The organism is Paenibacillus antarcticus (genome assembly GCF_001637225.1).
Lineage (GTDB): Bacteria > Bacillota > Bacilli > Paenibacillales > Paenibacillaceae > Paenibacillus_AQ > Paenibacillus_AQ antarcticus.
Genome location: NZ_LVJI01000002.1, coordinates 68,634 through 81,881, shown reverse-complemented (window position 1 = coordinate 81,881; position 13,248 = coordinate 68,634). Strand labels below are relative to the sequence as shown.

Here is a 13,248-nt window from a genome sequence, read left to right as displayed (position 1 = left end):
ACCCAATACATCCATTAATAAGAATAATTATAAGGAGAATTACAATGCTACCCAACGCTTCCCTTAACTACGACTTCATTTTTAAACATGCCAAAATTGGCATGGCCATTATTTCTCTTACAGGAAAATTTATAAAGGTGAATTCAACCTTATGTGAATTGTTAGGGTACGAGCAGCATGAATTAATTTCCTTACCCTCACAAGTAAACATATACCAAGACCAAATAGATGAACTTCTTAAGTATGGACAATTCATGGCATCCAAGAACGTCGATCAACATCAATTTGAACAATATTATTCTCACAGATCTGGTAATCGATTATACATAACTATGAATGTTTCTATCGTTCGGGATATCACCGGGATTCCTCAATTTTATTTCATACAATTTGAAGACAAAACATTTCTAAGTCACATGGAGAGTCTGCTTCAGTCTAAGGAAAGCAATCTGATCGAGAAAGAAGATTCTTTCAGGCAATTATTGGAGAAAATCCCCCAATCCGTATTCATTACACAAAAAGGGATTGTTCAATATGTGAATCCAGCGGCGTTACGTTTGGTACATGCGACAAATGTAGACGAGGTTATAGGGATATCCACGACAGTAGTTGTGGATGAGTCTTGTCATGCCCAACTCTACGAAAGAGAAAGAATTTATGAGAATGACCACACGCTTGCCCCAATTTGCTACTTAATCAATTGTTTTAATGGTCAGCAAAAATTAATAGATGGCTTTTCACTTACGATTTCCTATGAGGGAAAGCGCGCAGTAGCTGGAATATTCGAAGACATTACCCAGCAGAAACTACAAGAAGAACAGATTTTGCAATCCGAAAAATTATCCACTGTAGGACAATTAGCTGCAGGAATCGCTCATGAAATTCGAAATCCATTGACCGCGATCAATGGTTTCATGAAACTTTTACGCACGTCAGATCACAACAAGGAACTATATTTTGAAATTATTGAATCCGAGCTTAAACGCATCGAATTTATCGTCAACGAACTACTCATACTATCGAAACCTCAAGCATCGCACACAAGTAAATCTCTTAATATCCTACCAATATTAGAACATGTGATTACTTTAATGAATGTACAAGCGGCCCTTAACAATATCGAAATCATCCCGCTCTTTACTATGACACCCATTTGGATCGCTGGTGATATCAATCAATTAAAACAAGCATTTATTAATTTACTAAAAAATGCGATGGAAGCTATGAATTATGGAGGAACGATCCGCATAACCGTCTATTGTAACGCATATGAAGTTCAAATCGCCGTCCAAGATGAAGGCATTGGAATGTCTCCAGAGCAGATCAAGTCACTTGGTCAGCCATTTTATTCAACTAAGGATAAGGGTACTGGTCTAGGGTTCATGATTACCCAGAATATTATTCACAATCATGGTGGGACTATTGCGGTGGAAAGTGTACTACAACAAGGAACGACGTTCATTGTGACTTTACCTATTATTGCTGAAATCGAAGAATAGATGTAAGCCCTTACTAAATGATAAGTTTCTTTCAGGAAATTACGTATTCCCTCTTTCCAAACACACCATAATATCTTATGGTTATATAGGTAAAAAAAAACAAAAATATATAGGAGTGTATATAATGTCAATTGCACATGCGTCACCCATGACCGGGAATTTATTCAGGAACCGGTTCTACCAAACCATACTCATCTCTAATTTATTCTTACAAATTGGAATATGGGTCAGAAACTTTGCGATCCTTATGTTTGTCACAGATCAGACCAATAATGATCCAATGGCTATTTCACTCATTTCCGTAGTCGAATTCGCTCCAATCTTTGTCTTCTCTTTCATCGGAGGTGCATTCGCCGATCGTTGGAGACCGAAACGAACCATGATTTGGTGTGATTTTCTCTCCTCCGCTTCAGTACTTATCGTCCTCGTTACGCTATTGTATGGTTCGTGGGAAATGATCTACTTGGCTACCTTCGTCTCCGCCATATTATCACAGTTCTCTCAGCCATCTGTTATGAAGCTGTTCAAGCAACATGTCCATCCTGATCAACTTCAACAAGGTATGGCATTGTTCCAATCACTTATGGCTATCTTTATGATCATGGGTCCGGCACTCGGCATATTCTTATATCATCAATTCGGTATTCATATCTCCATCGCCGTGATGGGTGTTGCCTTCCTATTATCCGCTCTGGTGCTCTTCCGTCTTCCAGCTGATGAAGTGGAAGCAACGACTAGCGAACAGAAGACTTTAAATTTACGTAAAGAACTGGCTGATGGCTTTCGTTATGTTTGGAAAAGTCCCGTCCTGAAGATACTAGCAGGTGCATTTGCCATAGCAGGGTTTTCCGTTGGGATCATCCAGACGCTCGGTCTATTCGTAGTCACAGAGCGACTTGGTCAACCAAAAGAATTCCTACAGTATCTCATGATGGTAAATGGTGTTGCTATGCTCGTTGGTGGAGCTATCATCATGACACTTGCCAAAAAAGTATCTCCTCAAGTTCTACTAGCATTTGGTATGAGCGTTAGTGCCCTATGTATCGCCGGTATGGGCTTGTCCAAGAGTATCCCTCTAACGTTGGCATTGCAATTTATAAATGGCCTTACGATGCCGGCTATTCAAATTGGCATCAACACATTAATCCTACAGTGGACAGAACAATCCTATGTAGGTCGCGTAAATGGTGTGCTTAGTCCCATGTTTATGGGAATGATGGTCATCATGATGTCCTTATCAGGGGTTATAAAGGCGAACTTCCCACTGGTTGAAATTTATTGTGTCTCCGGAATTATCATGTTACTGGGTGCTGTGATTCTTGTTCCCATCTTCAAACATAAAGCTGACCCAGCTTTTGCTTCGGGTTCACCGGAGAAAGCTGCGGTATAGATAAACAAATGGGGCTGTCCCAAAAGCCATTAAGAAATGGCTAGGGACACCCTTTTTCGCTTTCTCCCCTGTTTTACACATCCTCAGGTCCACCTAAACATCCGAACGCAAAAAGACAACGAGCTCATGCGCCCGCTGCCTGTTTGAGTACCTTTCTAAGTTCTCGAAGGTCTAAATCCTTCATCCTGAAGATATTCCTTTGCTTCTTTCAGTGTTCCAAGCACCATTTCAATGTTTGGTCCTGTGTAGACATACCATAGGTCGTCGTCACGTGTAAGCGTGAGCGATTCACCATCCTTATTCATCCACACTTCAGTGTCATAAAAAATACTTTCCTGAGTGACGCCGTCACTTTCAGATTCTTTCTCCTCTTCATGCGAAGAGAGTGAACGAATGGAGGCATCGATAAGCGTCTTTATTTGTTCTTCGCTGAATTCACGGATATTTGCAAATCCCTTCTCATCAAGAACATAGCCCTGAAGAAGACCTGCATAGATGAATCCGTTACCGTTGGGATGGATGTGTAGAGCGACTGTCTTTTTATCAGACTCACTCTCCTCGTAGTGAAAATTCACTCGTCCGAGAGAGACATTCTTTCGTTGTAATTCAGGGTAAGATTCTAAAATCTCAAGTTTCTCTTCAAAAGATAACATATGAACCTCCGTGTACGATTATAATGTATCTGATTATATCATATCCGAAGATCATTTCGATAAAACATATCGAAATTAAAACATTCTAATTCCTATAGAGATCAATCGTCCAATGATAGATTGTTTTTCTTTCGTATTGTTCATAGCTTTACGGTTTAACTGTGACACTTCTCTTCTTCTATCTAACACTTGCTGTCCGACTCTACAACGATCTGCTTCTTGCATCAAATGGAGGGCATGTAATTTAACAATGTCCTCATGATTTTGTAATAACACTTTTATAACTCCCCATTTCTTAATGTGAAACCTACCCCATATTACTCAGAAGTGAATCCGCTAACTCCCTACAACTATTCCAATATATTCCTATTTGAGCAGAATAGTAAGTTACAAAATGACTTTAATTCTTTTTTCCGCTGTGGATGATACGTCACCCCTCCATTACTGGAACAAGCAAAAGGCAGCCCTGAGGGGCTGCCTTTCTTGGTTCAACTCATTATCATGCTTTTAATCGCAATCCTTCTTTATCATTATCCATGTCTATAGGTGTCCCGTCGTTCATGGTATTACAATCTTGACCGTTGTTCCGATGCCTATATTAGACTCAATCGTAATCCCATATTCTTGACCATATATAAGCTTCAAACGTTCATCCACATTGTTAATTCCGACTCCACCTAATTTGGATAACCCTTCCAATGTATTATTGTGCGCACTCTTATCTATGGAAGAATCGAATCCAACACCATCATCCTTCACTAGAAAAAGAACATTTCCATCTTCCATTCTCATACAGATGATTTGAAGCAGACCCGGACCATCCTTCTCTCGAATACCGTGATAGATCGCATTCTCCACCAATGGCTGAAGAATTAGCTTAGGGATGACCTTATCAGATAACTCGGGATCGAATTGAATATTATATTGGAGTCTATCGCCATATCGTTCTTTTTGAATAAAACAATATTGTGTAACATGGTTCATCTCATTCTGAATAGACGTGAACTCGCTACCGCCGCTCAAAGATAGTTGAAAAAACTTCGCAAGTGCCTTTGTGGTCGAAATCACACGTTCACTATCATTGAATTCGGCCATCCAGACAATCGTATCAAGCGTATTGTACAAGAAATGGGGATTGATCTGACTATGCAACACGCTTAACTCATAGGATCGAAGATTCTTTTCTTTCTTCTCAATATCTTGCATTAAGTGTTGGATCTCCAACACCATGGTGTTGAAATGCTGGGCAAGCCCTTGAACCTCAGTGACACCTGTCTCGGATACGCTCACTTCCAATCGACCTGTTTTTACCTTTTTCATGGCTTGTTCAAGTCTTTGAATCGGTCTAGTAATACTCTTTGCAAGCAGGGGCGATACCATGACAAATAACGTTAGCAATCCAAGGGCTACGATGACAAATGATCTTAGTAACTGATCACGAATTTGCGCTAGACCATCTAACGAACTAACCCCAACTAAAGTCCAATCTGAATTCCGAAGCTTCGTATGGTATACAAGGAGATTCTGCTTCTTATCATAACCTTCCTTTTCTAGCGTAAACTTTCGTAATTCGTCTATCTTAGCTGCGTTCATGAAATAGGATGGATCTTTGTGATACACGATCTCATTTTGACTATTTACGATATATGTATACCCATTGCTACCTAACTCTAGCTCATTGAGATAGTCTTCGAGTCCTTTATATTGAATATCCAATAGAACCACGCCAAGGTTCCTATTATTCTCATCTTTGATTTCCTGACTCATGGATATCACCCAATTGTCCTTATCCATCGAGAATTTCTGCATTCTTGCAGAGGTCAGAACGGGATTACTGCTATTAATGGCCGCAACATACCAAGGCTCTTTCATCATATCTGAGGTACGCATCATATTCAGTTTTTTCTCATTTGATAAGACATATCCATCTTTACCTATAACAACAACCGATTTAATATAAGAATCCGACATGAGTACCGTATTAATGAACTGAAGTACATCTTCTTCTCCGGATTTATCCTCTGACACTAGCGTTCGAATTGTTTGAGGATTATGCGCAAGCATCGTAGACAATACCTTTAAGCGGTCCACATACATTTCTACGTAAGTGCTACTCTTGGTGATGGCCATCTTCGAAGATTGAATGGATTCTTGCATAACCACCTGAGAAATCCCAACATACAGAACACTACCGATAACCCCAATGGTCACACAACTAATCATCATATAGATCCACGAAATTCGAAATTGAAGAGAATGAAAGAAGGCCTTCATGAATCTTTTATCCGTTCACGATATTGAAGCGGAGAGAGTCCGAACTTCTTCTTAAATGCGACGCTAAAATAATTTGGATTATCGAAACCTACGGCAAATGATATTTCGTACATTTTCATATCCGAAATCAACAATTGAAGCTTGGCTCGTTCCAAGCGAATCGATACCATATAATCTTGAAAAGAGACATTAAACAATCGCTTAAACATGACGCTCATATATCCCGAACTAAAACCCATTTGGTCTGCTAGGATCGTAAGTGAGAAGGCTGGATTCGATATATTATCCTCAACAATCTGGGCTATGGAGACTTTATAACCCGCATCATCACTCGAATAATTGTTATTCATAGTCGTCTTAAATTCCATCACAACATCCTGTAACATGGTTTGTTGCTCTTCCCTCTTCATTTTGTCCACCAATTTACTCAACACTTCGAATACATCATTCTTAGATACGGGTTTAAGTACATAGTCGTCGATCCCAATTTTCAAAGCGGTAACGGCATAATCATAATAGTCATAACCTGTGATAACTGCTATTTTGACATTAGGCTTTAACTCTTTAATTTTTCTAGCAAATTCAAGTCCATTCATCTTAGGCATATTAATATCTAATAGCACCACATCAGGTCGATGAGATTCGAAGAGTCGAAGCCCTTCCTCTCCATTGCTTGCTTCAATGATTTCGGTAATGTTCAACTCACTTAGAGGCACAAATCGTTTAATCCCATTCCTCACCAATTCCTCATCTTCTACAAGCATTAGTGTATACATTCACCAAAGACTCCATTTCTGTATTATTCTACTGCTATAGTAACATATCCGTAGCCTTCCTTTTCCATGTCTGCAAGAGGAACGAACTTGATTGACGCGCTATTAATACAATATCTTTTGCCACCTTTATCTTGTGGTCCATCATCAAATACATGACCCAGATGAATATCGCCCGCTCTGCTTCTTACCTCTGTACGGACCATCCCATATTTCGTGTCTTCATGATATGTAACGACAGCAGGAATAATCGACTTAGTAAAACTCGGCCATCCACAACCAGAATCATATTTATCGCGACTTGAGAAGAGTGGTTCTCCCGTCGCTACATCCACATAAATACCCGGTTCATATTGATCCCAATATTCATTCGAAAAGGCATGCTCCGTATCTTTCAACACTGCGACTTGATATTGTTCATCCGTTAGTTTACTTTTGAGTATCTCGTCACTTGGCTTAGGGTACATTGTTGCATCGATCTGAATTACGTCCTCTTCTTCTGCTGGAATCTCTTGATCATCCAGTATGCTTAGATCAATATGACAGTACCCATTCGGGTTCTTAACTAAATAATCCTGATGATACTCCTCTGCCAAATAGTAGTTAGTGAGGGGTAAGATTTCGGTAACGATCTTCTTATCATATTTATCTTGTTCTTGCTCCACCACAGCGGAAATGATAGACGCCTCTGCCTTATCCTTGTAATAAATACCTGTGCGGTATTGAACACCTCTATCGTTTCCTTGTTTATTTAGGCTTGTTGGATCAATCACTTTGAAATATTTGGATACGAGATCCGTTAGTGTAACTCGCTTCGGATCATACTTCACCTCTACGGTTTCAGCAAACCCACGATCCCCTTGAATTACATCCTCGTACGTCGGATCCTCACCTGTCCCATTAGCATAACCTGATGTGACGTCACTGACACCATAGATACGAGACATATACGCCTCTACACCCCAGAAGCATCCTCCTGCCAAATAAATTGTACTAAGCTCACTCTTAGAGTAATCTACTGTGGCATTAGGATTATTAGATGAAGGGGTTGTTGTACTTGCATTTACTTCACTCTTCGTTCCATTAAGGGGCGAACAACCCGTCGCAAGTAGTAGCAGTAATAATAATGGACCTATCCATGATAATCGTTTCATTATGTTTCCTCCTAGTCCTCTCATGATTAGTTTATTTCTTTCATTGCACTTATAATTTGATCATTAGAATTGTGACCCGGGGCAGTCTTCGCTAACACCCCTTCTGAACCAATATAATAAGACGTTGGGTATCCTCTAACACCGAATTTCTTCGCCCATGTTCCATCCTCATCGATTAATACTGTAATATCTTGATATGTTGTTTGTTTCTTAAACCATTTGCTGAAGTCCTCCGTCGATTGTTCTCCTTTGAAGTTAGGACTTACAATGCTGATGACCTTGAAATCATTATCCTGAGCAGACAATGTATTTAGTTCATCAAGTCCCGCCAAGCAAATGGAGCACCATGATGCCCAATACTTTACATATACTTTATCTCCTGCAAGATCTGCCAGTGCAACTTCATTTCCATTCAAATCCAAGAGATCAAACATCGGTGCAGCCTTTCCTTGATTTGTCGCAGTTTGTTCCGCACCTGAATCTTGACTTGATTTATTAGCGATGCTATTCCCGCATGCTGAAATAACTACCATTGTGGATAATATTACCATTAAACTAATCCATTTCGCTCTTATTTTCATTACAACTAACCTCCTATAGACTTGTTAAATTCAAAAAATGTTGTAATCATATTCAACTTATTTGTCATCAACAGAAATCCCATTAGGATCAAGATGATACCTGAAATCACTTTCAACGTTCCCATGTAACGATATAATTTTTTCAATCGCTGCAGTAATAAGTCAGAGAAAAGGGAAAGGATAAGAAATGGAATCGCTAATCCCAAGGTATAGATCAACATTAGCCATCCACCGAACGCGGATGATCCCTCACTTGCTGAAATGCTCAGAACAGCCGCTAGTACTGGACCAATACAAGGCGTCCAACCAAAGCTGAATGTGAATCCAAGCAGGTAAGCACCTACCAACCCTTTATTTCCCTTCAATTCTAAATGTAATTTCTTCTCACGTTCCATGAAGAACAGCTTAATGACACCTGTCTGGTAAATCCCAAATAGAACGACAATAGCCCCACATACGACAATAAACCAAGAACTATCAATAACACTTCCAAAGGCTCCAGCACCATAGCCCAACAGTATAAAGACGGTGGATATCCCAAGGAGAAAAAAGATCATATTCCCAATTAAAAGAGGGCGTACTTTAAGCTTTCCCAGCTTCATCATCTTAGACTGATTTCCCAGATCTGAACCTCCAAGAAAAGCTAAATATACGGGCAATAAGGGTAAAATGCAAGGTGAGAAAAAGGACAGAATCCCTGCAATAAATACACTTCCGACGTATACCTGTTCTGTCAACACGGTAACCACTTCCTCTTCCTTTACTTATTAAAATTTTAAAGTATTTCATCCAACAAGAACATTCAATCTCATGATCACTTTCTACAAAATCATCATATAACGCAATGAAACCCAAGCTTGTGGGCTTGGGTTTCACATCAATTCAAATTTAATACGCTTCTCCAGATTTTACTGAATAGGGATTTGTGGTTGAGCTGTGGCCGGAGCATAAGCATGTAACATTTGCTGAGCATCTGAATTGTCTAACAGTGCTACTTGATAGTATTTATGTTTATTCTGGTACAGGAAAACCTCATAAGCCATCTCAGTATAATTCTCTATTTGAGCAGCCACCACTCGACGAACTGCGGGATTATTCACTTCAGCCGCTATCATAGTCAGAAGTGATGCATTCGTTTTAAGTGCTCCCAGCATAAATCCACTAATCTGTTCATCCTTAATTTCAGATACAGATTGAACTGGCTTTTTCGGCTGACTTGGCGTAAGTCCGTAGGTAACTTGAATTGCTGTTTCAGGCATTGCATACATCGTAGTATCATGACTTGGCTTATTTCCCGATATGAAACATTCCACGGTCAGATTGTAATGTGACTGAATGAAATTGTATTGACGGTTCAGAATTGTCAACAGCTCGTTGTCCTTAGCCAATGATCTATAGATCACAAATTGATCTAAAAGACCAATGGTACTAGATAATGCTTCATGCATATCTAAAAGCTCATGTCCTCCACGATTGATATTCTGTAACCCTGAAGACTGAGATTGATTATTATTTAGTTGTTGATTCTGCATTAATAATGCCTCCTCTATTAAATTGGATTGTTACACTAACCAACTTATGATGAGTTAATTCGTGCAGAATCATACATACAAATATTGGGAAATATCCTATACTACGCAGTAGAACGCACTCTAATTATAGCAATTCCGGTCTCTCCTTACCATCAAGTGCTGACCAATGAAGGACTTCTCTGGCTGGCTGGGAAAGGCTCTCTGGAGAAATTGACACCTGCCAATGCACGCCACCAATACCGTCAATCGTATCACCATCTTGAATTACCGGACCATTCTGCATCAAATAGTTCGCAATGTTTCGTAGAAAGTCTGCTGCTTCGTTAGGATCGTATACGTTGCGGTCAAATACAATTTCTTGATCCCTAACATCCAATTGCTCCATTCCAACGGTGTCCATCAACAACCAATCCTCTTGCGGTAAATTAAACATACGAATATTCGACCAGAGTTCCATTGGCGCAAGATTCGTCTCCTCATATCTCTCAAATAACTCATCAATTAAGGCGTCAGAAGCCAAACTTTCACCGGCGGGATTAAAGTAGCAGATTGCCTCAGGCAATCGAAGCAACTCCCTTGCGATAGCCGTTATCTTAAGTAACTCTGGGAAAGACTCATAGTCCTCAGGTAATATAGGTGCATCCTCATTTATACGCCCCGCCGCGTAGGTTACACGAATACGAATACATGCTACATGCGCATCGGTAGCTGACTTTGCATCTGGAAATTCCCAAGCTTGTAGAGATGCACGTTCAAGATTTCCCGGATGCGTATGTGGACCGAAGTGCCCCATAGACCATGCACCAAACAACGCAGATTCATCTTTGGGATCACCCATATGATCAGGCCACGGCCGATCTATAATATCAATGTTTATGATGCCATGTACTTCTGGACGATATGCAATCATACAACTCGGCCCACTAAACTCCCATTTCTCGGATGACCCATTAACATTCACCACATCGTATTTCTGTTGTAGAACATCCTTAATTTGATGAATAGACACTGATTCTGACAACAATACGGTAACACCTTGAGCAAATAAACCTTTTGCCATGTTAACCCTCCATTTAGTCGCTATTTACTGTGTAAATTGATTAACCGCTTAGTCCTTATTCGAGCATTTCCATCTTTGCCCCATAAGGTAGGGGAAGCCCCATACTTTCAAGTTCATTAAGAACACGATCAATATGATAGTTATAAATAATAAATTGTGAATCTCTTTGAAGCTCTTCTTCATCTCCACTTACATCACATTGATAAATCCCCAGCCTTAACATATTGTCTACACTCAGAATTTGTTCTCCATCTAATTTCTGAATCATTTTCAAATGTTCATAGATTAACTTATAGGATTCGAATTCATTGATGATGTGCTCTAATGAATCAACCCCATCTTTGATCAAATGAAATTCTTCCTTGGAGATATCTAAATACATCTCTAGCTTCTTCAATTGAGCCCTAAGTTTCTTTAGATTGAACTCTTTCTTAGCCATCAGTTGATCCAAAATATACACCATTTCTTTGGATAACAATCTACGTGCTCTACGAATGTTAATCTCATATTTCGGAGGGAACACCAAATAATTCACCATGACGGCTACACCGACACCAATCAGCGTATCTATAATCCGGTTAATACTGTAGTGAAGTGGAGAATCGCCTTGTAAATTTAACATAATAGCCAAAAATACAATGATAGCAATCGGAATGGACTTATTCCACTTTAGCAGATTACATATATAAATAGCCACGATGCTACCTATAGCACATAACCATATATTCTCAGGCTGTATAGTGGCGAAAAAAAGTCCCGCTCCAGCTCCTACAAAGGTACCCATCACGCGATTTTTTCCAGCTGCGAAAGAATTAGTCACAGAATTCTCCATCGAGATCACCGTTGCAATGGCAGCGTAGAACGGATATTGTAATTGCAGTAAGTTAGCTATAATTAGGCATACCAAAATGGCTATTGCTGTTTTGATATTTCGCATTCCAATGGTTTGTTGCACACAGACACCTCACATTTATACTTGAAAAGAGAACTATTATACTTCGTAGCTTGAGGTTCTGCAAGTACATGTCGTTAACTAATATCTGTTCATCATGTTATGATATAACACAATAGATATAACACAATAAAGAACACAACCCAGCATCCTCAGCTTAAGTTGTGTTCTTGTTCCTTTTTACGAAATTAACGCTGATCTTCCCAAAAGTTAACAGGTGTCATTCCTTCGGTAATAATCTCGAATGAATATCCTTCTTTCTTCAGGGATGCGATAATCTGTGGAAGTGCCTTCAAAGTCGGTTTCTGATCATGCATAAGAATGATTGGTGTCACCTTTGACTTCTCTAATTTATGAACCTGATTCATGACACTGTTGTAGATCGAGGCAGTCGCCTCTTTATATTTCCAATCCAACGAATCAACATTCCAGTCCCATAAATGATACCCCTGCCCAAGGACTTTATTGCGGAAAGATTGTGTGAAATATGGTTTACTTCCATACGGTGGACGAATGATTGTAGACCTAACCCCTGTAATTTTCTCAATATACTGATTATCTTTGTCCATTTCAGCTAACGCTGCGCTTGGTGATTTATAGAACTTATCTTTCACATGCGTAAGACCATGCAATCCAAGTGCATGACCATCAGATAATGTTCGCTTAACTGCACTCGGATATTTCTGAACATTGTTTCCTATCATAAAGAACGTTGCCTTCACCTGATTTTTTTCTAAAATATCAAGCAACTGCCCTGTTGTTGCAGTCGGACCATCATCAAACGTTAAATAAACGACTTTCCCCTTAGGTACTGTTGGTTTGATGGTTGGTTGTTGCACAGGGTTCTCAATCGGCTCTTTAGGTTTCAGCTTTTCTGCGAACTTCGTTATAAAATCTTCCTTACTAAGTGTAGCGGTCCTGTCTTGTATTCTAAGTAAGTTTGCTTGGGATTCATAAGAGATACTATATCCGAAATAGTTGGATACTACGCGCACAGGAATCATTAACTTCCCATTACGGTTAAATGGTTGAATCGTCTCTTCTCTACCATCGGACATAACAGCCTTATTATCTTGTTGATACACGATCAACGAACCTTCATTCCCCGTAATTGTAACAATATGTACCGTCCCTGACATCTCTAGATGTAACGCTTCTGACAACTCTCTCAAAGGAACATAAAATGTATTATGCATCGAAACAGCTTCAATATCACTAACCTTATCATTAATACTAAGCCTTAGCGTAGAGACATCTAATGCCTTTACCGTATTCCCCATACACAGACCAATAAGTAACATACATAACCAAATAAAAGGTAATTTCTTTAAAGACACTAGCGATAACTCCTATCTATAGTAGATTCTGTATAGCAACCAT

Annotated in this window: 13 protein-coding genes; 2 read left to right on the top strand and 11 right to left on the bottom strand. The window is 39.5% G+C overall.

The annotated features are described in order from the left end of the window. The first annotated feature begins 44 nt into the window (after positions 1 to 44). Together PBAT_RS03270 and PBAT_RS03265 are read left to right on the top strand one after the other, a co-directional pair. On the top strand, positions 45 to 1,499 hold the full coding sequence (locus tag PBAT_RS03270) for an ATP-binding protein (RefSeq protein ID WP_068646512.1): 1,455 nt from the start codon (positions 45 to 47) through the stop codon (positions 1,497 to 1,499). Between the two features lie 124 nt (positions 1,500 to 1,623). Beyond that, positions 1,624 to 2,889: an MFS transporter gene (locus PBAT_RS03265; RefSeq protein ID WP_149466291.1), complete on the top strand. Its 1,266-nt coding sequence runs from the start codon at positions 1,624 to 1,626 to the stop codon at positions 2,887 to 2,889. A gap of 155 nt (positions 2,890 to 3,044) precedes the next feature. Here the strand turns inward: PBAT_RS03265 and PBAT_RS03260 are convergent, their stop codons facing one another. The 11 genes from PBAT_RS03260 to PBAT_RS03210 form a co-directional block, all read right to left on the bottom strand. Continuing rightward, complete coding sequence (locus PBAT_RS03260) at positions 3,045 to 3,542, bottom strand: hypothetical protein (protein WP_068646509.1); 498 nt, start codon at positions 3,540 to 3,542, stop codon at positions 3,045 to 3,047. 75 nt (positions 3,543 to 3,617) lie between these two features. Continuing rightward, positions 3,618 to 3,818 carry a hypothetical protein gene (locus tag PBAT_RS03255; RefSeq protein WP_068646507.1) on the bottom strand — a complete coding sequence of 67 codons (201 nt, stop codon included), beginning with the start codon at positions 3,816 to 3,818 and terminating at the stop codon, positions 3,618 to 3,620. A 282-nt stretch (positions 3,819 to 4,100) separates the two neighbouring features. Beyond that, complete coding sequence (locus tag PBAT_RS03250; RefSeq protein WP_068646502.1) at positions 4,101 to 5,816, bottom strand: sensor histidine kinase; 1,716 nt, start codon at positions 5,814 to 5,816, stop codon at positions 4,101 to 4,103. Further along, positions 5,813 to 6,592 (bottom strand): response regulator transcription factor, encoded by a 780-nt coding sequence (locus PBAT_RS03245; RefSeq protein ID WP_068646501.1) that lies wholly within the window; start codon positions 6,590 to 6,592, stop codon positions 5,813 to 5,815. Before PBAT_RS03245 ends, PBAT_RS03250 begins: the two co-directional genes overlap by 4 nt. Before the next feature lie 23 nt (positions 6,593 to 6,615). After that, complete coding sequence (msrB, locus tag PBAT_RS03240; protein WP_068646500.1) at positions 6,616 to 7,743, bottom strand: peptide-methionine (R)-S-oxide reductase MsrB; 1,128 nt, start codon at positions 7,741 to 7,743, stop codon at positions 6,616 to 6,618. A 26-nt stretch (positions 7,744 to 7,769) separates the two neighbouring features. After that, positions 7,770 to 8,324 (bottom strand): TlpA family protein disulfide reductase, encoded by a 555-nt coding sequence (locus tag PBAT_RS03235; RefSeq protein ID WP_068646499.1) that lies wholly within the window; start codon positions 8,322 to 8,324, stop codon positions 7,770 to 7,772. Between the two features lie 5 nt (positions 8,325 to 8,329). Beyond that, the gene (locus tag PBAT_RS03230) at positions 8,330 to 9,064 is read right to left on the bottom strand and encodes a cytochrome c biogenesis CcdA family protein (protein ID WP_068646497.1); all 735 of its coding nucleotides are present in this window, start codon (positions 9,062 to 9,064) and stop codon (positions 8,330 to 8,332) included. 168 nt (positions 9,065 to 9,232) lie between these two features. Continuing rightward, positions 9,233 to 9,856: a spore coat protein gene (locus PBAT_RS03225; RefSeq protein ID WP_068646495.1), complete on the bottom strand. Its 624-nt coding sequence runs from the start codon at positions 9,854 to 9,856 to the stop codon at positions 9,233 to 9,235. A 124-nt stretch (positions 9,857 to 9,980) separates the two neighbouring features. Continuing rightward, positions 9,981 to 10,916 (bottom strand): DUF4261 domain-containing protein, encoded by a 936-nt coding sequence (locus PBAT_RS03220; protein WP_068646494.1) that lies wholly within the window; start codon positions 10,914 to 10,916, stop codon positions 9,981 to 9,983. Positions 10,917 to 10,971: 55 nt separating this feature from the next. Then, a complete protein-coding gene (locus tag PBAT_RS03215) occupies positions 10,972 to 11,871 on the bottom strand; it encodes an FUSC family protein (RefSeq protein ID WP_084402808.1) in 900 nt (299 codons plus the stop codon). A gap of 185 nt (positions 11,872 to 12,056) precedes the next feature. Continuing rightward, positions 12,057 to 13,205: a polysaccharide deacetylase family protein gene (locus PBAT_RS03210; protein WP_084402806.1), complete on the bottom strand. Its 1,149-nt coding sequence runs from the start codon at positions 13,203 to 13,205 to the stop codon at positions 12,057 to 12,059. Positions 13,206 to 13,248: the final 43 nt, after the last annotated feature.

What these genes read in the sequence shown, in the direction of transcription:
- PBAT_RS03270 (WP_068646512.1), top strand. Translation starts at nt 45, where the DNA reads ATGCTACCCAACGCTTCCCTTAACTACGACTTCATTTTTAAACATGCC.
- PBAT_RS03265 (WP_149466291.1), top strand. Translation starts at nt 1,624, where the DNA reads ATGTCAATTGCACATGCGTCACCCATGACCGGGAATTTATTCAGGAAC.
- PBAT_RS03260 (WP_068646509.1), bottom strand. Translation starts at nt 3,542, where the DNA reads ATGTTATCTTTTGAAGAGAAACTTGAGATTTTAGAATCTTACCCTGAA.
- PBAT_RS03250 (WP_068646502.1), bottom strand. Translation starts at nt 5,816, where the DNA reads ATGAAGGCCTTCTTTCATTCTCTTCAATTTCGAATTTCGTGGATCTAT.
- PBAT_RS03245 (WP_068646501.1), bottom strand. Translation starts at nt 6,592, where the DNA reads ATGTATACACTAATGCTTGTAGAAGATGAGGAATTGGTGAGGAATGGG.
- msrB (WP_068646500.1), bottom strand. Translation starts at nt 7,743, where the DNA reads ATGAAACGATTATCATGGATAGGTCCATTATTATTACTGCTACTACTT.
- PBAT_RS03235 (WP_068646499.1), bottom strand. Translation starts at nt 8,324, where the DNA reads ATGAAAATAAGAGCGAAATGGATTAGTTTAATGGTAATATTATCCACA.
- PBAT_RS03225 (WP_068646495.1), bottom strand. Translation starts at nt 9,856, where the DNA reads ATGCAGAATCAACAACTAAATAATAATCAATCTCAGTCTTCAGGGTTA.
- PBAT_RS03220 (WP_068646494.1), bottom strand. Translation starts at nt 10,916, where the DNA reads ATGGCAAAAGGTTTATTTGCTCAAGGTGTTACCGTATTGTTGTCAGAA.